This window comes from Virgibacillus halodenitrificans JCM 12304 (assembly GCF_001310895.1).
GTDB lineage: Bacteria > Bacillota > Bacilli > Bacillales > Amphibacillaceae > Virgibacillus_Q > Virgibacillus_Q halodenitrificans.
Window position 1 is genome coordinate 99316 of the sequence record NZ_BAZS01000002.1, and the last position, 26453, is coordinate 125768.

The 26453-nt window shown below is 35.5% G+C and carries 27 protein-coding genes, 1 other RNA gene, 1 pseudogene and 1 other annotated feature; of the genes and pseudogenes, 19 read left to right on the top strand and 10 right to left on the bottom strand.

The genetic code is table 11. The annotated features are described in order from the left end of the window. The first annotated feature begins 80 nt into the window (after nucleotides 1-80). A non-coding RNA gene (gene ssrS / locus JCM12304_RS01695) (6S RNA) lies at nucleotides 81-272 on the top strand. 96 nt (nucleotides 273-368) lie between these two features. On the opposite strand, the gene JCM12304_RS01700 is transcribed toward ssrS, so the two are convergent. After that, the gene (locus tag JCM12304_RS01700; RefSeq protein WP_019377845.1) at nucleotides 369-1031 is read right to left on the bottom strand and encodes an RsfA family transcriptional regulator; all 663 of its coding nucleotides are present in this window, start codon (nucleotides 1029-1031) and stop codon (nucleotides 369-371) included. A gap of 85 nt (nucleotides 1032-1116) precedes the next feature. Beyond that, the gene (locus JCM12304_RS01705) at nucleotides 1117-2394 is read right to left on the bottom strand and encodes a replication-associated recombination protein A (RefSeq protein ID WP_060678368.1); all 1278 of its coding nucleotides are present in this window, start codon (nucleotides 2392-2394) and stop codon (nucleotides 1117-1119) included. 142 nt (nucleotides 2395-2536) lie between these two features. Here JCM12304_RS01705 and cymR point away from each other — a divergent pair, with 142 nt between their 5' ends. From cymR to JCM12304_RS01795, 18 genes and pseudogenes are all read left to right on the top strand, one after another. Beyond that, on the top strand, nucleotides 2537-2956 hold the full coding sequence (gene cymR / locus JCM12304_RS01710; RefSeq protein WP_019377847.1) for a cysteine metabolism transcriptional regulator CymR: 420 nt from the start codon (nucleotides 2537-2539) through the stop codon (nucleotides 2954-2956). Nucleotides 2957-3061: 105 nt separating this feature from the next. Further along, entirely contained in the window at nucleotides 3062-4204 is a 1143-nt protein-coding gene (locus JCM12304_RS01715; RefSeq protein WP_060678369.1) for a cysteine desulfurase family protein, read from the top strand. A 16-nt stretch (nucleotides 4205-4220) separates the two neighbouring features. Continuing rightward, nucleotides 4221-5336, top strand: a complete 1116-nt coding sequence (gene mnmA, locus JCM12304_RS01720; protein ID WP_060678370.1) for a tRNA 2-thiouridine(34) synthase MnmA — start codon at nucleotides 4221-4223, stop codon at nucleotides 5334-5336. Nucleotides 5337-5351: 15 nt separating this feature from the next. Then, the gene (locus tag JCM12304_RS01725; protein WP_060678371.1) at nucleotides 5352-6014 is read left to right on the top strand and encodes a tetratricopeptide repeat protein; all 663 of its coding nucleotides are present in this window, start codon (nucleotides 5352-5354) and stop codon (nucleotides 6012-6014) included. 19 nt (nucleotides 6015-6033) lie between these two features. Further along, on the top strand, nucleotides 6034-8346 hold the full coding sequence (gene recD2, locus JCM12304_RS01730; protein ID WP_077357931.1) for an SF1B family DNA helicase RecD2: 2313 nt from the start codon (nucleotides 6034-6036) through the stop codon (nucleotides 8344-8346). A 73-nt stretch (nucleotides 8347-8419) separates the two neighbouring features. Then, nucleotides 8420-8608 (top strand): YrzR-like zinc ribbon domain, encoded by a 189-nt coding sequence (locus tag JCM12304_RS01735; RefSeq protein ID WP_019377852.1) that lies wholly within the window; start codon nucleotides 8420-8422, stop codon nucleotides 8606-8608. A gap of 48 nt (nucleotides 8609-8656) precedes the next feature. Beyond that, nucleotides 8657-9724: an AI-2E family transporter gene (locus JCM12304_RS01740; RefSeq protein WP_060678372.1), complete on the top strand. Its 1068-nt coding sequence runs from the start codon at nucleotides 8657-8659 to the stop codon at nucleotides 9722-9724. Between the two features lie 42 nt (nucleotides 9725-9766). Continuing rightward, nucleotides 9767-9976: a binding site (T-box leader), on the top strand. 53 nt (nucleotides 9977-10029) lie between these two features. Further along, a pseudogene (gene alaS, locus JCM12304_RS01745) lies at nucleotides 10030-12668 on the top strand (alanine--tRNA ligase). Nucleotides 12669-12829: 161 nt separating this feature from the next. Beyond that, nucleotides 12830-13096, top strand: coding sequence for an IreB family regulatory phosphoprotein (locus JCM12304_RS01750; RefSeq protein WP_019377855.1), 267 nt, complete (start codon nucleotides 12830-12832; stop codon nucleotides 13094-13096). Beyond that, nucleotides 13097-13510, top strand: coding sequence for a Holliday junction resolvase RuvX (gene ruvX, locus JCM12304_RS01755; protein WP_019377856.1), 414 nt, complete (start codon nucleotides 13097-13099; stop codon nucleotides 13508-13510). Nucleotides 13511-13522: 12 nt separating this feature from the next. Beyond that, on the top strand, nucleotides 13523-13813 hold the full coding sequence (locus JCM12304_RS01760; protein ID WP_060678373.1) for a DUF1292 domain-containing protein: 291 nt from the start codon (nucleotides 13523-13525) through the stop codon (nucleotides 13811-13813). Nucleotides 13814-14055: 242 nt separating this feature from the next. Next, nucleotides 14056-15174 (top strand): endolytic transglycosylase MltG, encoded by a 1119-nt coding sequence (mltG, locus tag JCM12304_RS01765; RefSeq protein ID WP_060678374.1) that lies wholly within the window; start codon nucleotides 14056-14058, stop codon nucleotides 15172-15174. Between the two features lie 112 nt (nucleotides 15175-15286). Then, nucleotides 15287-15946 carry an O-methyltransferase gene (locus JCM12304_RS01770; protein WP_019377859.1) on the top strand — a complete coding sequence of 220 codons (660 nt, stop codon included), beginning with the start codon at nucleotides 15287-15289 and terminating at the stop codon, nucleotides 15944-15946. Then, complete coding sequence (gene udk / locus JCM12304_RS01775) at nucleotides 15939-16574, top strand: uridine kinase (protein ID WP_060678375.1); 636 nt, start codon at nucleotides 15939-15941, stop codon at nucleotides 16572-16574. Before JCM12304_RS01770 ends, udk begins: the two co-directional genes overlap by 8 nt. 144 nt (nucleotides 16575-16718) lie before the next feature. Then, nucleotides 16719-17195, top strand: coding sequence for a transcription elongation factor GreA (gene greA, locus JCM12304_RS01780; protein WP_060678376.1), 477 nt, complete (start codon nucleotides 16719-16721; stop codon nucleotides 17193-17195). Nucleotides 17196-17328: 133 nt separating this feature from the next. Continuing rightward, nucleotides 17329-17985, top strand: coding sequence for a YrrS family protein (locus tag JCM12304_RS01785; RefSeq protein WP_060678377.1), 657 nt, complete (start codon nucleotides 17329-17331; stop codon nucleotides 17983-17985). Between the two features lie 24 nt (nucleotides 17986-18009). Next, nucleotides 18010-18696 (top strand): 5'-methylthioadenosine/S-adenosylhomocysteine nucleosidase, encoded by a 687-nt coding sequence (mtnN, locus tag JCM12304_RS01790; protein ID WP_060678378.1) that lies wholly within the window; start codon nucleotides 18010-18012, stop codon nucleotides 18694-18696. Nucleotides 18697-18770: 74 nt separating this feature from the next. After that, nucleotides 18771-19004, top strand: a complete 234-nt coding sequence (locus tag JCM12304_RS01795; protein WP_019377864.1) for a YrhC family protein — start codon at nucleotides 18771-18773, stop codon at nucleotides 19002-19004. 75 nt (nucleotides 19005-19079) lie between these two features. Here the strand turns inward: JCM12304_RS01795 and sigK are convergent, their stop codons facing one another. The 8 genes from sigK to JCM12304_RS01835 form a co-directional block, all read right to left on the bottom strand. Then, nucleotides 19080-19787 (bottom strand): RNA polymerase sporulation sigma factor SigK, encoded by a 708-nt coding sequence (gene sigK, locus JCM12304_RS01800; protein WP_019377865.1) that lies wholly within the window; start codon nucleotides 19785-19787, stop codon nucleotides 19080-19082. Nucleotides 19788-20621: 834 nt separating this feature from the next. After that, nucleotides 20622-21008 (bottom strand): monovalent cation/H(+) antiporter subunit G, encoded by a 387-nt coding sequence (gene mnhG / locus JCM12304_RS01805; protein WP_019377866.1) that lies wholly within the window; start codon nucleotides 21006-21008, stop codon nucleotides 20622-20624. Next, nucleotides 20989-21300: a Na(+)/H(+) antiporter subunit F gene (locus JCM12304_RS01810; protein ID WP_019377867.1), complete on the bottom strand. Its 312-nt coding sequence runs from the start codon at nucleotides 21298-21300 to the stop codon at nucleotides 20989-20991. The genes mnhG and JCM12304_RS01810 overlap by 20 nt, the downstream gene beginning before the upstream one ends. Continuing rightward, nucleotides 21297-21773 carry a Na+/H+ antiporter subunit E gene (locus JCM12304_RS01815; protein WP_019377868.1) on the bottom strand — a complete coding sequence of 159 codons (477 nt, stop codon included), beginning with the start codon at nucleotides 21771-21773 and terminating at the stop codon, nucleotides 21297-21299. The genes JCM12304_RS01810 and JCM12304_RS01815 overlap by 4 nt, the downstream gene beginning before the upstream one ends. Nucleotides 21774-21779: 6 nt before the next feature. Beyond that, nucleotides 21780-23261: a Na+/H+ antiporter subunit D gene (locus JCM12304_RS01820; RefSeq protein ID WP_060678379.1), complete on the bottom strand. Its 1482-nt coding sequence runs from the start codon at nucleotides 23259-23261 to the stop codon at nucleotides 21780-21782. Continuing rightward, complete coding sequence (locus JCM12304_RS01825) at nucleotides 23254-23592, bottom strand: Na(+)/H(+) antiporter subunit C (protein WP_019377870.1); 339 nt, start codon at nucleotides 23590-23592, stop codon at nucleotides 23254-23256. The genes JCM12304_RS01820 and JCM12304_RS01825 overlap by 8 nt, the downstream gene beginning before the upstream one ends. Continuing rightward, complete coding sequence (locus JCM12304_RS01830; RefSeq protein ID WP_060678380.1) at nucleotides 23592-25910, bottom strand: Na+/H+ antiporter subunit A; 2319 nt, start codon at nucleotides 25908-25910, stop codon at nucleotides 23592-23594. The genes JCM12304_RS01825 and JCM12304_RS01830 overlap by 1 nt, the downstream gene beginning before the upstream one ends. A gap of 300 nt (nucleotides 25911-26210) precedes the next feature. Beyond that, complete coding sequence (locus tag JCM12304_RS01835; RefSeq protein ID WP_019377872.1) at nucleotides 26211-26357, bottom strand: sporulation histidine kinase inhibitor Sda; 147 nt, start codon at nucleotides 26355-26357, stop codon at nucleotides 26211-26213. Nucleotides 26358-26453 lie beyond the last annotated feature (96 nt).

Consider the following 26453-nt stretch of genomic DNA (forward strand, 5'->3'; position numbering starts at 1 on the left):
TATGTACATTTTTAAGAAAAATAATTGAAATGCATTTTTTCGTATGGTAGTATATAAATACAACATAATTAATAAAGTTATCATTCCTGATGTGTTCGTCTATTAAAAGTGTTTGACCGAACAACATTAAAAATGGGAGCTCGAATTGGTTTCTATATTGCGTGCATGCCTTGTCCATTGGACGTGAGGAAGCATAATAAATATAGAACAGAGCACCCACCTGCCATGAGCGGGATCAAAACTTACAATTAGACGGCACAATCGGGACTTGATAACGTACATAACAAGAAAAACACCTGTCTATACAGGTGTTTTCTTGTATTATATAATTTGATTTGGGAGATTGTGGTTAAACGAAAAGACTATAATTAATTTCCTTGCGCTAATTGTTGTAGATTACCATTTTTGTCCATTCGGAATGCAGGAGATGGCATGCTGCCCTGATCATCTAAAACAGTCATCTTTCTTGCCCGATCCATAATTTGAATAAAGACTTGATAATCTTCTTGAATAGTAGATAATTGGGCTTCTGTTTGGGCCAATTGCTTCTCTAACTGGTTAACTTGTTCATGTAATTTTAAGTTATTTTTTTTATATTGCTCCAATGTATTTTTTGATTGATTAGAAGCATAATAGTCTCTTTTCAGTTCTTTAAGAAATCGTATAACTGTGTCAATTGTTAATGTACCAGTACCATTTGTTTTTTCACTTTCTTCAATTATACTTTCCAACTGGCCCTCTTCAGTCTGTGGTAATTCAATAACAGGTTTACTTAATTTTTGTCCTGCTGCAGCAATTGCCCGTTTTTTCTCTTTACGTTGTCGTTTTGCAAGATCAATAGCATTCTCATATTTTGAACGCACCTCTGCATTCCAACGGAAGCCGCATGCAGCTGAAGTTCTATTCAGCTTATCACCAACTTCTTCAAAGGCATTTAATTGCGTGCTTCCTTCTCTAATATGGCGTAGCACCGTTTCTGCTAATAATAGATCATCCTCGTGGGACCAAGCATCTTGTCTAACCTTGACCATTGTGTTCCAACTCCTTTTTAGTAACAACTTTAAATAGATTTCATATTTTATCTCATAGTCTTACCTTATTATGGAGTTTTATACCTTATTTTTGTTTATCAGCTTGAATTCTTTCATAAACTTGTTTCATAGCTTGTTCAAATTTGCCTGTATTTTTTGGTTGGTAATAGTGTTTGTTTTTAATAGAATCTGGTAGATATTGCTGGTTAACCCAATTATTCTCGGAATTATGCGGATATTTATATTCATTACCTCTTCCAAGAGATGCAGCTCCTGAATAATGAGAATCCTTCAGATGCTGAGGAATTTCTCCTGATTTACCATTGCGAATATCAGTTAAAGCTGCATCCAGTGCCTTGTATGCCGTATTGGATTTTGGCGATAGGCACAATTCTACAATAACTACTGATAGGGGTATCCTTGCTTCTGGAAAACCTAATCTTTCAGCTGCCTGGACTGCAGCAACTGCACGGGGGCCAGCTTGTGGATTAGCCACCCCAATGTCTTCGTAGGCGGTGACAATCATTCTTCTGGCAATACTGTCTAAATCACCAGCTTCAATTAATCTACCCAGATAATGAAGGGCAGCATCTACATCACTACCACGAATGGATTTTTGAAAAGCGGATAACACATCATAATGGGCATCTCCATTCTTATCATGAGAGAAGCTCTTTTTTTGCATACATTCTTCAGCAATTTCTAGATTAATGTTTATTTGGTTAAGGGCATCAACAGGAGTGGAAGAAACGGCTAATTCAAGACCATTTAGTGCTGCACGCATATCTCCATTTGCACTAAAGGCGAAATGTTCCAATGCTTCTTCACTCATTACGATATTTTGCTCACCCAATCCATTTGTAGTGTCCTTTGCTGCCCTTTGAATTGCCAGTTTGATATGGTCTTTGGTAAGAGCATACAATTCAAAAAGGTGACAACGACTTCTAATAGCAGGATTAATAGCGTGGTATGGGTTACTTGTGGTACAACCAATCAACGTAATAAGATTGCTCTCGAGATGGGGTAAAAGGAAATCTTGCTTTCCTTTATCCAGGCGATGTACTTCATCAAGTATTAGCACCATTTTCCCTGTCATCTTTGCTTCTTCCACAACAATTTCCATATCTTTCTTTTTATCAGTGACAGCATTGAGTAATTTATGCCGTAACCCCAAGCTTTTAGCAATAGCAGTTGCCATTGACGTTTTCCCTGTGCCTGGGGGCCCGAAAAGAATCATAGATGCTAAACGTTCTGCTTTAACCATTCGATTTATTATTTTTCCTTCGGCTACCAAATGTTCTTGCCCAATAATTTCACTTATGGAATTAGGCCTCATACGATAAGCTAGTGGTTTGTTTGACATATTTATCTTCCTTTTTCTTCATATTAATAGGTAATTCAGCGTTCTAAGTATCGTTCAAATGCAAGAAAAGCACCATTCATGCTATAATATCATGTATTATTAGGTACGTATAGCAACGTAATACTAGATAGAGGTGTACTAAATGAAGATTTCAACAAAAGGCAGATACGGTTTAACAATTATGATAGACCTTGCAAAAAAGCATGGTAATGGACCAACCTCCTTAAAATCAATTGCAAAGGATAATGACTTATCCGAGCATTATTTAGAACAGCTTGCATCCCCACTACGGAATGCAGGTTTAATAAAGAGCATTCGCGGCGCTTACGGGGGATATGTGTTAGCAAAAGACCCGAAAGAAATTAAGGCAGGGGATATTATTAGGGTACTGGAAGGTCCTATTACGCCGGTAGAAGGAATTGAAAACGAAGAACCTGCAAAGCAAGCTCTATGGATTAGAATCCGTGATGCGGTAAAAGATGTCCTAGATACAACAACATTGGAAGATTTAATTAACTATGAAGATGAAGGACCAAAGGAAGCCTATATGTTTTACATTTAATAAGTCAAAAATGAAAGTATGCATTCTCTTCCAATTGGTGTTGTCGAGACTAGCAATATATACTCAGTAGACAAAAGACGAGAACTATGGAAGGATAGATAAATTATGGAACCCATATATTTAGATCATGCAGCTACTACCCCATTGGATCAAGAGGTCATTGATACTATGTATCCTGTGTACAAGGAAGTGTTTGGTAACCCATCAAGTATTCATTCATTTGGACGAAAAGCAAGATTTTTTGTTGATCAGGCAAGAAGGATAATGGCCAAAAGTATACATGCTAATGAAAGGGAGATCGTTTTTACAAGTGGGGGCACAGAAGCTGATAATATGGCAATGATAGGTACGGCCAAATACACTAATAATAGTGGAAAGCATATTATAACTTCGGTGCAAGAACATCATGCTATTCTTCATACTGCACAAAAACTAGAAAAGGAAGGGTATGATGTTACTTATTTACCTGTGTACGAAAATGGGAAAATAAGTATGGAAGATCTGGAAAATTCACTTCGTCCAGATACATTTTTAGTATCTATTATGGCTGCTAATAATGAAACAGGGGTTATTCAACCAGTGAAAGAAATTGGAGATTTACTAAGAGATCATCCTGCCTATTTTCATACAGATGCTGTTCAGTTATTTGGTTTAATGGAATTGAACGTCCATGAAATGGGAATTGATTTGTTGACTGTTTCTTCTCACAAAATTAATGGCCCAAAAGGAATCGGTTTTATATATATCGGAGAAAATGTGAAAATTGATCCCCTTCAGTTTGGTGGAGAGCAAGAACGGAAACGCCGCCCGGGAACAGAAAATGTAGTTAGTGTTGTAGGTTTCCAAAAAGCAGTAGAATTGGCTATGGACTATCGTGAAGATAGAAAGAACCTATATCAATCCTATAAAGATTTATTTTTAGAGAAATTAAGAAACAATAATATTAACTTTAGAATAAATGGGGAGTATGAGTCTACAATTCCATCTATTGTTAATATAAGCTTTCCGGGAACTAATGTAGAAGCATTGCTAACTAATTTTGATTTAAGTGGAATTGCTGCTTCAAGCGGAAGTGCTTGTACAGCAGGTTCGGTGGAACCATCTCATGTATTATCTGCTATGTATGGGGTCAATAATGACCGAACGGTAAATTCTATCCGATTTAGTTTTGGGGCCCATAATACAAAAGAAAATGTGATAGAGGCTGCGGAACGAGTAACGAAAATCGTCCATCGCTTAACTTCTTAAAAGGATTTGATATAAAATGAAAAATAATAAAGATATACGCGTAGTTGTAGGAATGAGTGGAGGAGTAGATTCTTCAGTTGCTGCTCTTCTATTAAAGCAACAAGGATATGATGTTGTGGGGATATTTATGAAAAATTGGGACGATACAGATGAATTTGGCGTCTGTACTGCCACAGAAGATTATGAGGACGTTGTACGAGTTTGTAATCAAATTGGCATTCCTTATTATGCTGTTAATTTTGAAAAGCAGTATTGGGATAAAGTTTTCACTTATTTTCTTGATGAGTATCGAGCAGGAAGGACGCCAAATCCTGATGTAATGTGTAATAAGGAGATTAAATTTAAAGCTTTTTTAGATCATGCAATGTCATTGGGGGCAGATTATTTAGCTACAGGTCACTATGCGCAGGTTAGAGAGAATAATGGACGCTATGAAATGTTACGCGGAGTAGATGATAATAAAGATCAGACTTATTTTCTCAATCAATTGACAGAGGATGTACTAGAAAAAGTAATGTTTCCATTAGGTGGTATGCCTAAATCTCAAGTTCGTGAAATTGCCAAAGAGAATGATTTAGCAACAGCTACAAAAAAAGATAGTACAGGCATTTGTTTTATTGGTGAACGTAATTTCAAGGAATTTTTAAGTGAATATCTGCCTGCACAGCCTGGCAAAATGACAACATTAGATGGAGAAGAAAAGGGTCAACATGATGGATTAATGTATTATACAATTGGACAACGTCAAGGACTTGGAATAGGTGGAGCTGGTGATCCTTGGTTTGTTGTTGGCAAAAATCTTAAAGACAACATTCTATATGTGGAACAGGGATATTCCAATGAAAAACTATACTCTGATGCCTTAATTGCTACAGATGTAAATTGGATAACACCCGATAAGGTGCAAGATAATTTTACATGTACTGCAAAATTTCGTTATCGCCAAAAAGATAGTGAAGTAAAAGTGAACATACTGCCTGATAATAAAGTAGAAGTGGTTTTTACAGAAGAACGAGAACGTGCTGTTACACCAGGACAAGCTGTAGTTTTTTACAATGGAGAGGTGTGCCTGGGTGGTGGCACAATAGATGAAATTATTAAAAATGGCGAAGCACTTGACTATGTAGGTTAAGAAGGAGTTTTACTTGTGGATAAAAATAAAGAAGCTATTCAATTAATGAAAGACAATAAACTGGAGGAAGCTGCGGCTTTACTTACATCCTATATTGAAGAAAACCAGGATGATCCAGTAGGTTATATCAATTTTGGTAATCTGTTGGTACACATGCAAGACTATACACGAGCCGAGCGTTTTTTTGAAAAAGCTATCACATTGGATGAAGCTGCAGCTACCGCATATTACGGACTGGGAAATACGTATTTTGAGAAATCCATTTATTCAAAAGCACAGGAAAACTTTCAAAAAGCTATTGATCTTGGCTTGGAAGAAGCAGATGTTTACTATATGCTAGGAATGAGTTTTCGACATCAGGAGCATTACACGCTAGCCATCCCTTTTTTGCTTCGCGCTACAGAGCTTGCCACAACAGATGAAGAAATTTTATTTCAATATGGGCTTACTTTAGCCCAAAGCAATCATATTGAAGATGCAGAAAAAGTATTTAAAAACGTTTTAAATATAAACAAAGATCATAGTGATGCCTACTACAATTTAGGGGTCATTTCTCTCTACCGTGAAGAAGCTAACGAAGCATTAAAACATTTTGAAAAAGCTTTATCCATTCAACCGGAGCATGTGCTTGCTGCAAACGGAAAAAAGAATGTGGAGAGTTTTCTAAGCGAACAATAAGCAATTGGGGTTGTTGGAAATGGATATGGAAAAACAATCGATAGCTGAGCAAGGTTATGTGAAAGGCGAACTTTTGCATACAATTTTTCATAACGAAGCAGAGCATTTCTCAATTGCTAAAATTAAAGTGATTGAAACAAATGAAGACTTAAAAGAAAAAGAAATAATAGCCAAAGGGTATTTTTCAAATCTACAGGAGCAAACAGCTTATCTTTTCTATGGTCTTTTTGAAAATCATCCTAAATTCGGGCTTCAGTACCGGGTCACGTCTTATAAAACGTATATTCCGGACACAACAGAAGGTTTAATTGCTTATTTATCGAGTGATCTATTTTACGGTATCGGAAAGAAAACTGCTGGTAAAATCGTTCAGCATTTAGGAGAGAATGCAGTTTCGAAGATCTTGAATGACCGTAATGTTTTAACTGGTGTGCCAGGATTAAATAAAGACACTGCAGATTCACTTGCTCAGAGCCTTCAGGAAAATCAAGGCTTTGAGCATATTGTTGTATATTTGGCAAAATATAATATTGGATTAAAGATGGCACAAAAAATCTATCAAGAATATAAAGAGGATGCGATAACCATTCTTGAGGAAGATCCTTACCAATATGTTTTCGATATAGAGGGATTTGGATTTCAAACTGCAGATCAAATAGCAGGTCAAAGAGGACTTTCACCTACTCATCCAAATCGTATCGGTGCTGGTTGTATATATACATTACAAAAAAGTGTGCAGGATGGTCATGTGTTTTTACCCTTATCTGTCTGTGTTGAGAGAGTTTTTGATCTGTTATCTGCTCATTCCCTTTCTAGCGATATTATTACAGAAAGGTTAAAAGAATTAAATACAACTAAATCTGTTATTATTCTAGAGGACCGAGTTTACTTACCTTCTCTATATTACGCTGAAGATGGGTTTGCTTCCCAGCTGAATCGAATTATAAGTAAATCTATTGAAGATGAAACACCTCTTGCTGAATTGATGAAAATTATCGGTGATATAGAGGAAACAGAAATTTTAAGCTATGGGAAGGAACAGTTTTCAGCTATAAACCAGGCTGTTCATTCAAAAGTGTTAATACTTACAGGTGGGCCAGGGACGGGGAAAACAACGGTTATTAAAGGGATAATTAAGGCTTTTTCCACTATCCATAATCTTTCTCTTGATCCACAGGATTATAAAGATAAGTCTGAATTTCCATTTATACTGACAGCCCCTACCGGTCGTGCTGCCAAAAGACTTACAGAATCAACCGGCCTACCTGCAGTAACAATACACAGATTACTGGGATGGGATGGGAAAAGTGGATTTAATAAGACAGAGAACGAGCAATTAAGTGGCAGATTTTTAATCATTGATGAGTTTTCTATGGTAGATATCTGGCTCGCTAATCATTTATTTAAAGCAATTCCTGAAGACATGCAAGTATTAATAGTTGGTGATGAGGATCAATTGCCTTCTGTAGGTCCTGGTCAAGTGTTAACAGATTTGTTAGCAAGTGACGTGCTACCATATGTGAAATTGACGGATGTATATCGACAAAAAGAAGGTTCGAAGATTATTCAGCTTGCACATCAGATTAAGAATAATGCGCTAATTCAACTAGAAAATGATAAAGACTTTAGTTATATCCCTTGTTACGAAAATCAAATGATTGAAGTCGTTACTAAGATTATTTCCAAGGCTGTCTCCAAAGGGATTGATGTTAAAGATATTCAAGTCCTTGCGCCAATGTATCGCTCTCTTGCTGGAATTACCACGATTAATAGAGAACTCCAACAATTAATTAATCCTAGAGACAAGAGAAAAAGAGAAGTAAAGATTGCTGATACTATATTCCGAAAAGGAGATAAGGTGATCCAGCTTGTAAATCAACCAGAAGACAATGTATTTAACGGAGATATCGGGGAAGTTGTAGCTATTTTTAGAGAAGATGAAAATACGGATAATGTGGAGCAACTAGTAGTTCTATTTGATGAAAAAGAAGTAGTTTATGAGCGTAAAGATTATGTTAATATTATGCATGCATATTGTATATCGATTCATAAATCTCAAGGAAGTGAATTCCCTATCGTAATTATGCCCGTAGTTTCTGCATATCGCCGTATGTTAAGAAAGAACTTACTTTACACCGCAATTACCAGAAGTAAACAATCACTTATTATATGTGGTGAACAAGACGCATTCCTGAAAGGAGTGCAAACAATGGATACGAATAAACGGTATACAACATTAAAAGAACAATTATTGGAAAGAGTACAAACTCAAAAAACTCAGTTAGAGGAACCGGTAGCAGAAGATGACATTTCTCCGTATGATTTTATGTGAGAAAAGAGGTATATATATACAAAAAACGGGTTAGCATAACATAATAAAGTATAATTAAAGGAGCTTTATATGTATGCGATGCCCAAACTGTAACGGAAAAGACCTAGGAAAGATTGGTATGCAACAATATTACTGTTGGACGTGTTTCATTGAGCTATCAGTAATTAATAATGAACTGGCAATTCACCAAGTGGAAGTAGACGGATCATTAAGTTCGCTTGATGATTTGTTTTCAAAGGATGAAAGAAAACTGCAATGGTAGCCTTCTTATCTATAAATATAATTGATTTTGGCTAAGGGGAGATTACCATTGTGGAAAGACAGAAGAGAGCTTGCATATTTATATTGGCTGTTAATTGGCATCTTTTTATTTTTGTTCTGTTATCTATTTATTAAATTGTTCCCGATGTATGGAACCGTACTTTCTTTTATTTGGCGTCTATTAGCGCCTTTTATTGTTGCATGTTTAATAGCCTATTTGCTCTATCCTATTGTTAACAAACTGCAACAATACAACATACATAGGGGCATAGCAATTTTACTTATTTATTTCCTGTTCTTTGGAGGTATTACCTACTTAATTTATCGAGTTTATCCTTTGATTATCTTGCAATTACGGGATTTAAATGAGCAATTACCACAGTTTATCAAATTATATGAGGAGTTAATTTATAAGTTATATGAATATACCTCATTTCTACCTGAAACTGTACATGATAAAATCGATGAACTAATTCTTCGAGCTGAAAAATCTATTGATAAGATATTAACTAGGTTAGTTGGTGGATTTACCAAGATAATTGATACAATTATTTTTTTAATGGTAATTCCTGTTTTAGTATTTTATTTTTTAAAAGATTATACCAAAATCAAGGCATATTGTAAGCGATTAGTGCCAGAAAAATATCGGTATCAGACAGGTAAGATGGCTGATGCGATTGATGAAAATTTAGGGAATTATATAAGAGGTCAGTTAATTGTCTGCTTATTTGTAAGTATAGCTTCATTTATTCTATTTCAACTACTAAATTTAAAATATGCTCTATTATTGTCAATCATTATGGGTATAACTAATCTAATTCCTTACTTTGGGCCCATCATAGGTGCTGTACCTGCTGCAATGGTCGGCTTCACTCTTTCGGGGAAACTTGTTATTTACGTTATTATAGGGGTGTTTATCATTCAGCTAATTGAAAGCAATCTTTTGGCACCTTTTATAGTAGGTAAAAGCATTCAGATTCATCCTGTAGTAATCATTTTTGTTTTACTATTAGGAGGCCAGTTATTTGGTGTGGTCGGGATGATTGTTGCAGTACCAACTTTGACAATTATTAAAGTAGTTGTCACACATTTACGCGCATTTAAAAGTTATAATTGACAATAAAGCTAAAGTTAATTATAATATCGCTAAACTAGTATATGAAACACGTTGAAAGTTATAAGTACATGATGATCGGTTTAAAGAGAGGGATTTTCAATAGGCTGAAAAAAATCCTAAGCAAGAATCATGGAAAGCTAAACTGGAGTGCGGCCAATTCCCGCCGGTTTCATACCGTTACCATGATGAAGTGACAAACAGAAATTTTTGTTTGTAATTAGGGTGGTACCGCGATAGAATCTCGTCCCTGCATATGCAGAGAGGGGATTTTTTTATTTCATAAATTATTTAATGGAGGTATGGAAATGAAACATTTAACATCAGCAGAAGTCAGACAAATGTTTTTGGACTTTTTCAAAGAAAAGAATCACCGTGTTGAACCAAGTGCTTCACTAGTACCAAAGGATGACCCCACTCTTCTATGGATAAATAGTGGAGTTGCTACATTAAAAAAGTATTTTGATGGTCGAGTTATTCCAGAAAATCCGCGTATTGTAAATGCACAGAAATCCATACGAACTAACGATATTGAGAATGTAGGTTTTACTGCTAGACACCATACGTTTTTCGAAATGCTTGGTAATTTTTCAATCGGTGAATATTTCAAGAAAGAAGCAATCGAATGGGCTTGGGAGTTTTTGACAAGCGACAAATGGATTGGGTTTGATCCTCAGCTATTGTCAGTAACGGTCCATCCTGAAGATGACGAAGCCTTCGATCTATGGTTGAACGTTATTGGACTTCCGAAAGAGCGGATAATTCGTTTGGAAGAAAATTTTTGGGATATTGGAGAAGGTCCAAGTGGTCCAAATACGGAGATCTTTTATGACCGTGGCGAGAAATACGGCAATGATCCAAATGATCCGGAGCTGTACCCAGGTGGAGAAAATGAACGTTATCTGGAAATATGGAATTTAGTTTTTTCACAATTTAACCACAACCCTGATGATACGTATACACCGTTACCTAAAAAGAATATTGATACAGGTATGGGTTTGGAAAGAATGGTTTGTGTTATACAGGATACATCTACTAACTTTGAAACCGACTTATTTATGCCAATTATAAAAAAGGCCGAAACATTTGCAAATACTTCATATGGTAAAACCCAAGCTGCAGATACTGCTTTTAAGGTGATTGCTGATCATATTCGTACAGTGAGTTTTGCAATAGGTGATGGTGCAGTGCCTTCAAATGAAGGAAGAGGTTATGTATTACGCAGATTACTTCGAAGAGCAGTACGCTTTGCTAAAGAAGTTGGAATTGAGAAGCCATTCATGTATGAGTTAGTAGAAACTGTAGGAAGTATTATGGAAGACTTCTATCCAGAGGTTTTAAAGAAAAAAGACTTTATCAAGAACATAATTAAAGTAGAGGAAGAACGTTTTCACGAAACACTACAGGATGGACTTGATATTCTATCCTCTATTATGAAAAAGGAAAAAGAAAAAGGGAGTACTGTTTTTCCTGGTTCTGAAGTTTTTCGCCTATATGACACATATGGGTTCCCTAAAGAATTAACTGAAGAATATGTAGACGAACAAGGGTTTACTATTGATGAAGAAGGCTTCAATGAGGAAATGCATAAGCAACGCGAACGAGCTCGAAATGCAAGACAAAAAGTTGATTCTATGCAAGTACAAGATGGTATTTTAAGTGAAATTGAAGTAGAGAGTGAATTTACTGGATATGATCAGCTCGAAGAAAAAGCGATAATTGCTACTATGATTCACGAGCAGAAAACAGTACAGGTCGCTGAAAAGGATGAAGAAGTATTTGTGTTTTTAAATAAGACACCATTCTATGCGGAAAGTGGGGGACAAGTAGCAGATAAGGGGTGGATTTACTCTGATAATGCTTCAGCATATGTTGAGGATGTTCAAAAATCACCAAAAGGACAGCATATTCACCGTATACGTGTTAAAAATGGCGAATTTCATGTTGGTGATGAAGTCACGGTTATGGTTGAAGGTACATTCCGAGAGGGTGTAGTGAAAAATCATACAGCTACCCATTTACTCCATCAAGCTCTTAAGGATGTATTAGGGACTCATGTGAATCAGGCTGGATCCCTTGTAACACCTGAGCGTTTGCGGTTTGATTTTTCTCATTTCAACTCTGTTACAGAGGAAGAAATTAAGCAGATAGAACAAATTGTCAATGAAAAAATATGGGCGTCGTATCCGCTCGACATTAATTATAGAAAGATTGATGAAGCAAAAGAAATGGGTGCAATGGCCTTATTTGGTGAAAAATATGGCGATATCGTCAGAGTAGTGCAAATAGGAGATTATAGTATAGAACTATGTGGCGGCTGTCATGTGAAAAACACTTCTGATATTGGATTATTTAAAATAATGTCGGAGAGTGGTATTGGAGCTGGTGTTAGAAGGATCGAAGCAGTAACAAGCAAACAAGCTTATGAATATCTGAATCATCGTCTCCATATTCTAAAGACTTCAGCACAACTTATGAAAACGAATGAAGAACAGCTACCTGAAAAAATAGAGGGATTCTTCCAAGAAATGAAGGTCTTGCAAAAAGAGAATGACTCTCTAAGTGCAAAATTATCAAATGTGGAAGCATCTAGCTTACTTGATAAAGTAGAAACGATTAAGGACATTCCTTTGCTAACTCAAAAGGTAAACGTGAAGGATATGAACCAACTAAGAAATATGGTTGATGAGTTAAAACAAAAAATGGGAACAGGAGTAATTCTTCTTGCTGCAGAAAATGATAAAAAGGTTCAACTAGCTGCTGGTGTGTCCAAAGATCTTATGGATAAAGCATGCATGCCGGTCAATTAATTAAACAGGCTGCCCAAGTATGTGGCGGCGGGGGTGGTGGACGCCCTGATATGGCCCAAGCTGGTGGGAAGGAACCAGCTAAAATTCAGGATGCTCTAGCATCTGCTAAGCAATATATAAGCGACAATGTAAAGTAGTCGAGCTTGTATACTTTTGCACAAAACGATATAATGAAGATTAGAATAACAAGGCAATAATTTGAATTACAAGTATAACTATGAAAGACTAGTAAATATGGTAGATCACTGGTTCCATCATCAGAATGATAGCCTAGAATTCCTAAAAATGAGGTGGCGCGATGAGTTCGTTTGATAAAACAATGAAATTTAATTTCTCAGAAGAACCTTTTGATCAGGATATTAAACAAATCCTCTTCACTGTACATGAAGCATTAAAAGAAAAAGGTTATAATCCAATTAATCAAATCGTGGGTTATTTATTATCAGGAGATCCTGCCTACATTCCTAGACATCAGGATGCTCGTAATTTGATTCGTAAGGTTGAACGGGATGAAGTTATTGAGGAATTAGTTAAATTCTATCTGGAAAAACAAAGGGAAAGTTAAATGAAATTGATCGGATTAGATGTCGGTTCCAAAACAATTGGAGTCGCTGTAAGTGACGCTTTAGGGTGGACAGCCCAAGGTGTGAAAACGATAAAATGGGATGAGAATAATATAACCTCCGCAGACGAAGAGCTAAAAAGCATTATAATCGAACATGAAATAGGGAAAGCTATTATTGGCTTACCTAAAAACATGAATGGTACAATAGGTGAAAGAGGAGAAGCATCCCAGGTTTTTGCAAAACATATGGAAGAGGTACATGGTATTCCAACTGTACTGTGGGATGAGAGATTGACTACAATGGCAGCTGAACGTGTTTTATTGGAAGCTGACATGAGTAGGAAAAAACGAAAAAAAGTAATTGATAAAATGGCAGCGGTAATGATTTTACAAGGTTACCTTGATCAAAAGTAAAGGAGTGTCAACATGGCATTAGAAGAGAAAGAAAGAATAATTATCCCAGATGAAAATGGGGAAGAACATCTATTTGAAGTTTTATTTACTTTTGATGTGGATGAAACAAACCAATCCTACATTGCGGTGGTGCCTGTAGAACAAACAGAGGACGAAGAAGTGGAAGTATATGCTTTCCGCTACGAAGAGCAAGATAATGACGATAATGACTTGTCACTATTCCCTATTGATTCTGAAGAAGAGTGGAATATGGTTGAAGAAATGCTAAACACATTGGCAGATGAAGAAGAAGAGAATAACTAAGCATATATAAATAGCTGATGTCATTACCGACATCAGCTATTGTTTTTAATGTGGATTACCGCTATAACTTATGGGGAGATTATCCATTGACTCACAAAGTAGATTAACTTTAAACTAACGTTTGTATGGCAGTATTTGTATAGAATATCTTATTTAGATTCATTTCCTAAACAATATAAGGATTTTAATGGAATATATTATCGATTTTTAGTATAATATAGCGGGTGAGAGGGGGGCGTTTTATGTCCGATAAGGAAAAGCAAGGTGATTTTAAAGAAAATCTCGCAGTAAGAAGTGAAGAGGCAAGAACAGTTAGAAAAATTGTAGCAATTATAATTATTTCACTTCTACTTATTATTATAATTGGGGGAGTATCAGGTTATCTATTCATAAAATCTGCTTTAGAACCGGTGAATCCTGAGAGCGATAAAAATATTGAAGTCGAAATCCCAATTGGCTCTTCTACTTCCACAATTGCTTCCATTCTTGAAGATAAGGGAATTATAAAGGATAGTCGAGTGTTTCGCTTTTACATAAAATTTAAAAATGAAGCTGATTTTCAGGCTGGAGATTATACATTTTCACCTGCTATGTCGATAGATGAGATTATTAAATCTCTGAAAAAAGGTAAAGTTATGGCAGATCCTTTATACACAGTTACTATACCAGAAGGCAAAACTATTGAAGAAATGGCCGTAATTTACTCTGAAAAATTACCTTTTACTAAAAAAGAATTTATGGAGAAGGTAAATAATACTGACTATATTGAAGAGTTAATGAACAAATATCCATCTGTTCTAAAAAAAGACATCCTAGATCCTGAAATTCGTACACCGCTCGAGGGGTATCTGTTCGCGGCAACTTACGACTTCTATGAAAAAGATCCAAAAGTAGAAGTGGTGATCGAAAATATGTTAAAAAAGACAGAATCTATTTTAAGTAAGTATTTGGATGAAATTACAGCGTCAGATTATACCGTACATGAAACACTAACTTTTGCTTCGTTAGTTGAAAAAGAAGCAAGTACTAAAGAACAACGGAAAGAAATTGCAAGTGTTTTTGTTAATCGTCTAAAAGAAGGGATGAAGCTTCAAACTGATCCCACTGTGTTATATGCATTAGGAAAACATAAAGACAGAGTGCTTTTTGAGGATCTGAAAGTTGAATCTCCATATAACACTTACCATATAAGCGGTTTACCAGTTGGTCCTATTGGTAATTTTTCTGAAAGCTCACTAAAGGCTGTTATCAACCCGATTGAATCGGAATACTTATACTTCCTTCACGATGGCGAGGGGAATATATACTATTCAAAAACATTGGATGAGCACAAGCAATATAGGAAAAAGTATATTGATTAGACAGGATAAATAGAAGGTGTGAAGCGACTTTCACATTTTCTATTTTATTTCTATTTGCCAAATCATGCGTTGCCTGGATATAATCAGGGTTTTAAGGAATTGAGGGATTAATGTGAATGAGCACGTAAAAAGTTATTTAAATGAAATTTTACCAACCTCACCAGATTGGGCGAAAAAATTAGAAGGTGAAGCTAAGGAGAACCATGTACCTATCATGGATCGGGTTAGTATGAATTTTGTAATGCAGTTAATTAGAATAAAAAAACCAAAACGAATCTTAGAAATAGGCACAGCGATCGGATATTCTGCTTTAAGAATGGTAGAAGCTTCTCCGGAGTCTAAAGTTGTTACGATTGAAAAAGATGAAGTAAGATATCAACAAGCACTTAATAATATAAAAGCCAATAATAAAGAAGATCGTATAAGGGTTTTGTTAGGCGATGCTTTGGAGAAACTAAAGGGATTAGAAGATAATTCTTTCGACTTCATTTTTATTGATGCCGCAAAAGGGAAGTATAGGGACTTTTTTATCCTTTCTGAAGGACTTTTAGTCAACGATGGATTAATTATTTCAGATAATGTATTATTTAGAGGTTATGTAGCTAAACCAGAAGAAGCACATCGACGGCATGAAAAAATGGTTGAAAAAATAAGAGTGTACAATGAGTGGCTTTTCAAACATACCAATTTTTCAACATCCATTGTACCTATTGGGGACGGAGTAGCCATCAGTTTGAAAAACAATAAAAAGGGGAATTACCTTCATGAATAAAAAACCAGTAGTGATCGGTGTTGCTGGTGGAAGCGGAAGTGGTAAAACTTCTGTAACCAGATCGATCTGTAATCGATTTTCAGACAAAACAATTCTTGTTATTGAACAAGATTATTATTATAAAGATCAAAGTCATCTTCCTTTTGAAGAAAGACTGAACACCAATTATGATCATCCCTTGGCTTTTGATAATGATTTATTAATTGAGCATTTACATGAATTAATGAATCAAAATGCAATTGATAAACCAGTATATGATTATAAAATTCACACTCGCTCAGACAAAACAATAAAAGTAGAGCCAAAGGAAGTTATTATTTTAGAAGGTATATTGATTTTAGAAGATCCGCGGCTTGTTGACTTAATGGATATTAAAGTATTTGTTGATACAGACGCTGATTTACGAATAATCAGAAGGTTACTGCGAGATATAAAAGAAAGAGGCAGAACTTTAGATTCGGTTATTGACCAATATATTAATAATGTTCGGCCTTCTCATTTACAATTTATTGAACCAACAAAGCGTTATGCAGATATAATTATCCCTGAAGGAGGACAGAATTTAGTAGCTATTGATATTATGGCGACTAAAATAGAGAACATTTTGTCGAAAAATAAGGAAAAATAATTTCAGAGGCAAACTATTGAAAAATTAAATAAAGTCTGCCATAGTAAGTTTTAGCATCTTTTTATTAATTGGGCTAAAATGCTTACATGGCTCATATAGTATATTATTTACATGTTAGGGAAGATAGAAAAGGGAGTGTATTAGATGGCAATTGAAAAAAGTTTTTATATGACACAGGAAGGTAAAGAGAAATTAGAAGAAGAATTACATTACTTAAAGACAGATAGAAGACAAGAGGTAGTAGAAAGAATTAAAGTTGCACGTGATTTTGGTGATCTTTCTGAGAACTCCGAATATGATGCAGCAAAAGATGAGCAAGCGTTCGTGGAATCACGTATTGCCCAAGTAGAGAAGATGATTCGTAATGCTGTTATAATAGAAAATGATAATGACAATCCGAATGTAGTTTCTTTGGGGAAATCTGTAACTTTTCAGGAGCTGCCTGACGGTGATGAAGAAACATATATGATCGTGGGAAGTGCAGAAGCTGATCCTTTCGAGGGAAAGATTTCAAACGATTCTCCGATGGCGAAAAGCTTATTAGGACAAGAAGTCGGAACTGAAGTAGCGGTGGTTACGCCAGGTGGAGAAATTCAAGTTAAAATTGTGAACGTTGAATAGTAGTCCCGCTTGAATAGTATAACGGAAAGCAAAAAAGCGGGGATAACTCGCTTTTTTGCTTTTTAGTAAGTACATAAAGCTTGTTATTCTAAATTAGATACGATTACAATGATAATTAAAGGGGGAAGAGTAAATGGCTAATAATAATGACTCAAGAGTAGATAAATTTGAGAAGCGCCGTAAAAACACGAAGTCGATATCCATATTACTTATTTTAGGTGCTGTATTGCTTATCCTTCTAATTGGTATTTGGATATTTGGTGGTGGAGATAAAGAAAATACTGCAGATCAGACACAGCCATCTTCCCAGGAAGAGCAAAATTCAACTGATGAAGAAAATGAAAGTTTTTATGAAAAGGAATCTAAGGAAGATACGGAAACAGACCAAGAGGAAAATAGCTCTTCAGAGAATGATGGAAATATTGATAAAGAAGACGAGGAACAGGAAGAGATAGAAAAGCAAGAAGTTGATTCTTCAGATGAAAATGTATTAAAAGCATATACTGCGGACTGGAAACCAATAGGTACAGAACAGGAGGAACCTCATACAACCAACTATAGTGATGGTTCTCAAGACCGAATTGAAATTAAAGAGGCTGTATTAATGGTAACGGATATTCCGGAACAAAATTTGGTTATGCACTGGGTAGGCAACGGAGGAGACCAAAAAGTAGAAGCCACTGTCTCGAACGAAGATAACAGTGAAATATATCGTGTTTACTTATCTTGGGTTGAAGGTGAAGGTTGGCAGCCAACCAAACTAGAAGAGTTAAAAACAGTTAAATATTAAACCTGTTCAAATGGAGGAAATGTGATGATAGGCATTATAGGAGCAATGGACGAAGAAGTAGCTTTGCTAGTCAGTAAGACGAAGGAAAAGGAAGAAATATTGATTGCTAATTGTGTATTTATCAAAGGGAAAATAGAGGAAAAAGAAGTAGTTATTTTAAAATCCGGTATCGGAAAAGTAAATGCTGCAATGGCAACAACTATACTACATGAAAAATTTAATCCGTCTCACGTCATTAATACAGGATCTGCTGGTGGCTTTTCCAATAGATTGGAAGTAGGGGATATTGTGATCTCTACGGAAGTAGTTCATCATGATGTAGATGTAACAGCATTTAATTACGCCTACGGGCAAGTACCCGGTATGCCAGCGATGTTCCCGGTAGATACGGAGTTGGCGGCCAAAGCTATTGCTGCTGTACAAACCTTACCTATTTCATATGAGCAAGGTATTATTGCTACAGGTGATTCGTTCATGGATGATGCTGAACGAGTAGCTTGGGTGAAAGAAAAATTCCCAAGCATGATTGCTGCTGAAATGGAAGCTGCTGCGATAGCTCAAGTATGCCACCAATATAACACACCCTTTGTTATTATAAGGGCTTTATCAGATATCGCAGGTAAGGAATCATCTATTACATTTGATGCTTTTTTACAGAAGGCAGCAGAAAATGCAGCCAATTTAATTTTGTCAATGTTAAAATCTCTATAATAGCACCATAAATTACCTCCTTCACTCCAACTGAAATTATGTTACTATTTCTATGGAAGGAAGGGGGAGCTAAAATGGAAGAAAAGATGAGAGATTTAGAGAATCAATTAATTGATTATAAACGTTTTGTTTCTGCATTGTTAATCTTAAGTAGTTATCTTTATATGGGTGGCATTATAAAAACATATTTGCAACCAACCTCTCATGGTGGAATATTATTTTTGCTTTCCTTGATTTCAGTATCAGCTGGAATATGGTTTATTGGAAAAGGTAAAGGAATTCAAGATAAAATTAGTCAAGAGCGCTAATCTTTTTTATAGATAGCGCTCTTTTTTGTTTTGATATTTGACGAGTATTTAATGGTGGAAGATAGAGGGCTTACATTATTTGTGTTTTCTCTCTCTACGATAATATTCGTGAAAGACTTTCATTAAAGCTCTTTTCTCAATACGTGAAACATAACTTCTAGAAATATTTAGCTTCTTGGCAATTTCACGTTGTGTCATTTCTTCATAATCGTTCAATCCGTATCGGTATACAATTACTTCGCGTTCACGTTTATCCAGTATGCTGAAGTAATCTTGCATTCTTTCAATTTCCATGTTTAATTGTATATATTCTAAAATATTTTCGTTTTCTGCTTCTAAAATATCAATAAGACTAATTTCATTACCTTCCTTATCCTGGCCGATTGGATCTTGGAGAGAAACATCTTTTTTAACCTTTTTCAATGCACGCAAATGCATTAAAATTTCGTTTTCTATGCATCTTGCTGCATAAGTTGCAAGTTTTGTTCCTTTACCAGTAGAAAAGCTCTCTACACCTTTAATAAGACCAATAGTACCAATCGAAATTAGATCTTCAACATCTTCTCCTGTATTTTCAAACTTTTTAACAATGTGTGCAACTAAACGCAAATTATGTTCAATAAGCTTATTTCTGGCTTCTTCGTTTCCTTCCTCCATTAACTTAATGTACTTCGCTTCTTCTTCTTTGGACAAGGGTTGCGGAAAAGCGTGATTTTTTACGTATGAAACAAAGAATAAAGCTTCTTTAATTAAAAGCCCGAGAACAGTCAGAATTCCGGACAAACTATAATCACCTCCTTAAAGTAACGAAACTACAACGTTTAGCTCACCTCCAACTGAAAGATCAACACACCACTCAGAAAAGTTCAAAGTCTGCTTAGTTTAATAGAATGTTGTTTTTTCTACGTCTGGAACGGTTTTCTTTAATTATTTACATACTCGTAAACGAGCAAAACCCTTTTAAGTTTTTACAATAATGAAACGTGTTACTTGCCGGTCTTTAATGATTACAAAGTAATAGGTGGGCTTTTGCTATATAACATTCCTATGTGAACTGTGAAAGGTTTGTGTCTGTCCAATAAAAATAAAGTTTTAAACATTGGAAATGTAACAGTAGTTCTAATTTAAGGAGTAGGTGGTATTTAACCGGGTTTTCTATATGTCATTGCGGTAATATTATAATTGGGATATAAATATAAAAAGCCATAAATACGTGCTGGAATTTGAAAGTGGCTAATCTAGAAAAACTGCAAATATTGAATTTTAATTCAGTGTAGGAGGAAACTGCGAACTAGAGCGGGGACTATCAGCAGCAGAGAGAAGCAATCCGCTGGAGAAAGAATTAATCAGCAGCAGAGCGACCTAATCCGCCGGAGACTGAATTAATCAGCAGCAGAACGAGATAAACTTCCGGAGATAGAATTATCGACTGGAGAGCAAAGAGATATGTCTTAGATATTTAGGGATTAGCTATATTGTTTTTTAAAAAAGGAGAGTTTGCAGCCCTGCCAAATTAGTTTGCAGTTTATCTATATTACGAATCAATCGCTAACCTCTAAATATATTAGAACCCAAATTTTAGATTTTTCCAGACAAAAAAAGTGACTGTTTTCACAGTCACTTTGAGGGTTGCTTTTTCTTATTATAATTTTGTATTGCGTCTTCATATGCATCTGTACGGCTTTTTAGGTAAGGTTTTATTCCTTTTTGGTGAGCAGCACGTGCGATCATATGCGCGGATACCGGGGCAGTTAATAAAATAAACACAACCGCCAATAATAATTTACCGCTCACAATTCCATGCGACCCGTATAAAAATAAAAAAGCTCCGATCAGAATACATGCAATCCCTAATGTTGATGCTTTTGTAGCAGCATGTAGCCTTGTATATACATCTGGAAATCTTACTATCCCTATAGAAGCTGACAAAATGAAGAAAGTTCCCACAAGGATAAACAGGATAACAAGTATATTGATAATTATATTACTCCAAATTTCTATCAATGATAACACCCTTTTCCAGATATTTGGCGATAGCTAAAGTTCCCAAAAAAGATAGGATCCCAATCAATAGAACCACATCATTTAATTTGGAGGTAACGATAGAGATGGATAATAGTCCTGCTAAAGCCATTATATTAATACCCATTGTATCTAATGCTACTGCTCGATCGGGCTGAGTGGGACCTATCATTACCTGATAAAGCAATAAGATAAGTGATGCAGCTATTCCTATAAAGCAAATAACCAAAGAGACTTGAAGTATTTGCTCTGTTAATGCTAATAAATCATTCATCTTGTCACCTCCATAATTGCCTTCTCGAATGTGTCTTTAATTGAGTTTATAGACTCTTCCGTATCATCTATATCCATTGCATGTATAAATAACTGAGTATTATCATTGGAAATAGCAACTGAAAGAGTACCTGGTGTTAGTGTAATTAAATTAGCAAGTAAAGTGATTTCCCAGTTACTCTTTAAATCTATTGGTAATGCGAAAATACCTGGTTCAACGTTCGGCTTTGGGGTATAGACAACTTTAACAATATCAATATTTGATGAAATCAGTTCCTTAATAAATAAGAAGATTAAACTGATAATCTTTATAAATCGTCGCAGATAAAAGGTATCGGGCACAAACCTATTTAATAGCAACAAGAGTAAAACACCTAATAAGTATCCTGCGAAGAAATTAGTGACAGAATAGGCTTCACTTAGAAACATCCACATAAAAGCAATAATTAGATTAATAACTATCTGAAATGTCATTTCGCATTACTCCTTTAAAACAGAATCGATATATATTTGCGGGTCTAATATATAGGCCGCAATCGAATCTATATGTGGATAAACAAATTCAGCACCTACACCCAATAGGACTGAAAAGGTTAATAGAAAGGCAACAGGAGCAATTAGCCCTTTTGTTGATTTTTTTTCTAAGTTTCCTAGCATTTGCTTATCGCCCCAGAAGCCATAAATGAAGATCTTCATAATGGAATAAAGGATCAATAGGCTGGTAAGCAAACCAATAATTACTATGGCAATATGGCCACTTGCAAATGCTCCTTTAAGCAATAGTAGTTTTCCGATAAAACCGCTGAATGGTGGAATGCCTGCCAGAACAAATGCGGAAATAAATAATAACCAACCTAGTACCGGGTAATAATGAATTAAACCACCCATTTTTCTTAAATCAGATGTACCTGCAACGTAAACAATTACCCCCACTAATAAAAAGAGTACAGACTTGATTATCATGTCATGAATTAAATAATAGATGGAGCCGCTTATACCATCTATAGTGAATGTACCGATTCCCAATAGAATGAATCCAATAGCAGGAATGATGTTATATGCAATAATTAACTTTATGTTATTGGTAGATAATGCGCCAATAATTCCAAACACCATAGACAATCCTGCAACCCATATAAATAATTCATGGGTTAATTCTAGCTTATACACAAAGATCAGGGAAAACACACGAAGAATGGAATAAATTCCAACCTTTGTCAATAATGCACCAAATAATGCTGATATGACGGGATTAGGCACAATATAAGATTTAGGAAGCCAGTAATACAATGGAAATAGAGCTGCTTTCGTAGCAAACACGAAAAAGAGTAATATTCCAATGGTGGTTAATATCCCTTGTTGCTCTACTTCTTGTACTCGCTCACCAATTTGAGCCATATTTACTGTACCAACCACAGCGTACAGAAAGGCTATAGCAGTAACAAATAGCATAGAAGAGAAAAGGTTTATTAATAAGTATTTCAGAGACTCTCTTAACTGAACTTTTCCTCCACCTAAAACGATTAAGCCATAGGAAGCCATAAGAAGCACTTCAAAAAATACAAATAGGTTAAATAAATCTCCGGTTATAAAAGCCCCTGATACGCCTGTGATTAAGAAGAAGAAAAAAGGATAGAAATAATAGCTTTCCTTTTTTTCCAGTCCCGCATGTGGCGCATAAAAAGCACAAACGGTTGCCACAAGATTTGTGGTTAATATAAGTAAGGATGCAAGGGAATCCATGACGAGAATAATCCCATATGGAGCAACCCATGCCCCTGTTTCCAAGATAATTGTTCCATCAGTAAATACCTTCCAAACGATATAGCAAGAAACCAAAAGACTTATCACAGAGAATATCTGGGTTAACTTTCTTGATATATTCACCTTTGAATTGAAAAATATAAGTGTAATTGCTGATACCAATGGAAGGATGATTGGTAAAACTGCTAAATTACTCATTTGATTTACCCCTTAATTGTTCCATATTATCTGTATTATTTTCTTTCGTAGTTCGGTAAGCCAACACCAATAATAGACTCGTTACTCCAAAACTAATTACGATGGAGGTTAGAATTAATGCTTGGGGGAGGGGATCCGTATAGTCGGATACACCGTCCGTTAGAATAGGTGGTTGACCTGTTTTAAGTTTCCCCATTGTCAAAATAAAGATATGGGCGCCATGAGATAGTAAAGCTGTCCCAATTACGATTCGTAAAAGCTGTTTTTGCAGCAGATTGTATATGGCTGTGGCAAAAAGTATCCCTGCTAAAATGGACGTAATAATCTCCATTACTGAGCCCCCTTATCTTTTTTTAGTTTGATGAGGCCAATGATAGCTAATGCTGCAATTCCCAGAACGGCTATTTCAAATAGTGTGTCCAGGCCACGCATATCAACTAAAATGACATTAACAATATTATGTCCGCCACCAAGTTTATAAGACGTTTCAACAAAGTAGTCAGAGATGGACTCAAACCAGTTACTACTATGAGCCGAAATAGCGACCATCGTCATAAGAGCTCCAAAACCGACAGAAATAAATAGGTTAGTCATCTTCGTTCCTGCACTATCAGTAGATTTACGCAGTTTAGGCAAATGATAGAAACATAACAAAAATAAAGCTACTGTTACTGTTTCAATTACAAACTGAGTTAAAGCAATGTCAGGAGCTCTGTAAACAACAAATAAAATTGCTACACCATAACCTACTACGCCTAGTACAAGAATTGCAGCTATATTATGGTTGGTAAAAATAGTAGCTACAGCAGCAATAATCATGATAATAACTACAGATACCTCTAAAATAGTTACATCTGCCAAGTAGTCATATTCCAAAGTAAACCCATTTGTTATAAACATAAACACAAAGGAAACAATTAAAGTTGTTGCAAGAATAATTGACATATAATTTTTTAAAGACCCAGTCATATAAGAGCGAGTAATTGCCCCTGAGATAACATCCAGTTTCTCTACAATCTGATCATAAACCTTATTTAGACTTAATTTACCAGGTAAGATAGTATATACCTTGCTCCATTTTTTCCTTGTTACAAAAAGGATAATTCCAATTGCGATAACTATTAAAGACATTTTAAGCGGTGTATTAAACCCATGCCAAAAAGCTACTTTATGGAATTCTACCTCAGGGTTAACTGCCTGTGCAGCATGCAAAAGGAAGGGAGCATTTACTATATTTGGAAATAACCCGATTAAAATGACTCCCGCTACAAGTACAATTGGAGAGAGTAACATTCCAATTGGAGCTTCGTGTGGTTTTTTAGGTAATTTATCCAGCTGCTTTGGTCCGGTGAAAACACCAAAGAAGAAGTACATGGAGTATACAAATGTGAAGATACTCCCAAATACAGCTAAATAAGGGATTGCTTGAGCTAAAAATGTTGTGCTATCTAAATGAAGTGTTGCATCGAAAAACAATTCTTTACTGTAAAAACCGTTTAGAAATGGCAATGGCACGGCTGCCATAGAGAATGTTCCAAATAACGCAAGTGTAGCTGTTATCGGAAGGAATGTAATCAAACCGCCAAGTTTTCTAATATCACGAGTCCCTGTTTCATGATCAATAATGCCAGCAACCATGAATAAGCTCCCTTTGAAGGTAGCATGATTCAGAATATGGAATATTGCTGCAAACACAGCAGCAGTGGTTCCAAAGCCAAGCATCGCCATAATCATTCCTAGCTGGCTAATGGTGGAAAATGCAAGGATTGCTTTAAGATCTGTTTGTCTAACGGCCATATAAGAGCCCCAACATAGAGTAATAATACCTACAAGGCTCACAACAATAAAGAACCACTCACTCCCGGAAAAAATGGATGAAAAACGTGCAATGAGAAATAATCCGGCTTTTACCATTGTTGCTGAATGCAAATACGCACTGACAGGAGTTGGTGCCTCCATGGCATCAGGAAGCCATATATGAAACGGGAATTGTGCAGACTTTGTAAATGCACCTAATAGAATAAAACCTAAAATTAATGGTAAATAGGAACTGTCTAGAATGACATCTACTTGGTTGATCATCTCTTGGATGCTTGTAGTTCCAGTAACAACCCAGAGTAATATAAATCCACCAAACATACTTAAACCACCAAATATAGTGATAAGCATACTTTTAAGAGCTCCATACCTTGATCGTTCTTTGAAATGCCAGTACCCAATCAGCAGGAATGAAGAAATGGAAGTTAACTCCCAAAATGTATACAAAACAAAAATATTGTCTGATAGCACTACGCCAAGCATTGCTGTCATAAACATTAGTAAGTAGACATAGAAGCTACCGAGTCTTTCCTGTTTACTAAGGTAAAAGATAGAATAAAGAACAACAAGTGCTCCAATCCCACTGATTAATAAAGCAAATAGTAAACTTAAACCATCCAAATAGAAATCAAAGTTAATCCCCAAAGAAGGAATCCAATTATATGTATGTCGAATTGGATTGAAATCTCTCCCTAAAAATTGGACGAAATACAGAAATATGGAGAGTGGCACAAACAAGACAAAAATGCCAGTATGTATCTTTTCTTTTAATTTACTTAATAACGGAATAAAACATGCAATAATGAGTGGTATTAACACTGCAAATATCATTAAAATTTATCCTCCTTCAAAAAAATAAGGCTGTCTAATTATTGCACATTATGTTGCTTAAATAGTCAGCTGTTATACAAAGTCACTGGAAACTGTAATATGTGGGTATCCAAACATGGAATGGTGGTGATGAAGCTTTTGTAATTGATACAGAATGAATGGCTAAAACATGGATTCTAAAGCAATTTATTCAAACAATAGTTTAACACAATATAATAACAAGAAAAATAAATAACCCCTATTATTCAGTAAAAATAATAGGGGTTTTCTGTTTCTTCATATTTATATAGCCAGCAATTTTTATCGGTAATCTTTTGTTTTTAATTTATGAGAAAGATGTCTTCTCTGAATTTCTTCTTCAATTAGTGAAAGAAAATCAGGGCTTAGATCTAATTCGTATGCTGTATAGTAAGATTCTAGCAATAATTCATCTGATAATTGCTCCATAAATACAGCCCTCCTAAAAATTTTACTTAAATTTAAACTATTACTAACTTACCACGATCCACATACCATAACAAGACTCAGGTTATCTACATTACC

Coding starts and splice junctions, on each gene's coding strand:
- JCM12304_RS01700 (WP_019377845.1), bottom strand. CDS start 1,031: ATGGTCAAGGTTAGACAAGATGCTTGGTCCCACGAGGATGATCTATTA.
- JCM12304_RS01705 (WP_060678368.1), bottom strand. CDS start 2,394: ATGTCAAACAAACCACTAGCTTATCGTATGAGGCCTAATTCCATAAGT.
- cymR (WP_019377847.1), top strand. CDS start 2,537: ATGAAGATTTCAACAAAAGGCAGATACGGTTTAACAATTATGATAGAC.
- JCM12304_RS01715 (WP_060678369.1), top strand. CDS start 3,062: ATGGAACCCATATATTTAGATCATGCAGCTACTACCCCATTGGATCAA.
- mnmA (WP_060678370.1), top strand. CDS start 4,221: ATGAAAAATAATAAAGATATACGCGTAGTTGTAGGAATGAGTGGAGGA.
- recD2 (WP_077357931.1), top strand. CDS start 6,034: ATGGATATGGAAAAACAATCGATAGCTGAGCAAGGTTATGTGAAAGGC.
- JCM12304_RS01735 (WP_019377852.1), top strand. CDS start 8,420: ATGCGATGCCCAAACTGTAACGGAAAAGACCTAGGAAAGATTGGTATG.
- JCM12304_RS01750 (WP_019377855.1), top strand. CDS start 12,830: ATGAGTTCGTTTGATAAAACAATGAAATTTAATTTCTCAGAAGAACCT.
- ruvX (WP_019377856.1), top strand. CDS start 13,097: ATGAAATTGATCGGATTAGATGTCGGTTCCAAAACAATTGGAGTCGCT.
- JCM12304_RS01760 (WP_060678373.1), top strand. CDS start 13,523: ATGGCATTAGAAGAGAAAGAAAGAATAATTATCCCAGATGAAAATGGG.
- mltG (WP_060678374.1), top strand. CDS start 14,056: ATGTCCGATAAGGAAAAGCAAGGTGATTTTAAAGAAAATCTCGCAGTA.
- udk (WP_060678375.1), top strand. CDS start 15,939: ATGAATAAAAAACCAGTAGTGATCGGTGTTGCTGGTGGAAGCGGAAGT.
- greA (WP_060678376.1), top strand. CDS start 16,719: ATGGCAATTGAAAAAAGTTTTTATATGACACAGGAAGGTAAAGAGAAA.
- JCM12304_RS01785 (WP_060678377.1), top strand. CDS start 17,329: ATGGCTAATAATAATGACTCAAGAGTAGATAAATTTGAGAAGCGCCGT.
- mtnN (WP_060678378.1), top strand. CDS start 18,010: ATGATAGGCATTATAGGAGCAATGGACGAAGAAGTAGCTTTGCTAGTC.
- JCM12304_RS01795 (WP_019377864.1), top strand. CDS start 18,771: ATGGAAGAAAAGATGAGAGATTTAGAGAATCAATTAATTGATTATAAA.
- JCM12304_RS01810 (WP_019377867.1), bottom strand. CDS start 21,300: ATGAATGATTTATTAGCATTAACAGAGCAAATACTTCAAGTCTCTTTG.
- JCM12304_RS01815 (WP_019377868.1), bottom strand. CDS start 21,773: ATGACATTTCAGATAGTTATTAATCTAATTATTGCTTTTATGTGGATG.
- JCM12304_RS01820 (WP_060678379.1), bottom strand. CDS start 23,261: ATGAGTAATTTAGCAGTTTTACCAATCATCCTTCCATTGGTATCAGCA.
- JCM12304_RS01825 (WP_019377870.1), bottom strand. CDS start 23,592: ATGGAGATTATTACGTCCATTTTAGCAGGGATACTTTTTGCCACAGCC.
- JCM12304_RS01830 (WP_060678380.1), bottom strand. CDS start 25,910: ATGATATTTGCAGTGTTAATACCACTCATTATTGCATGTTTTATTCCG.
- JCM12304_RS01835 (WP_019377872.1), bottom strand. CDS start 26,357: ATGGAGCAATTATCAGATGAATTATTGCTAGAATCTTACTATACAGCA.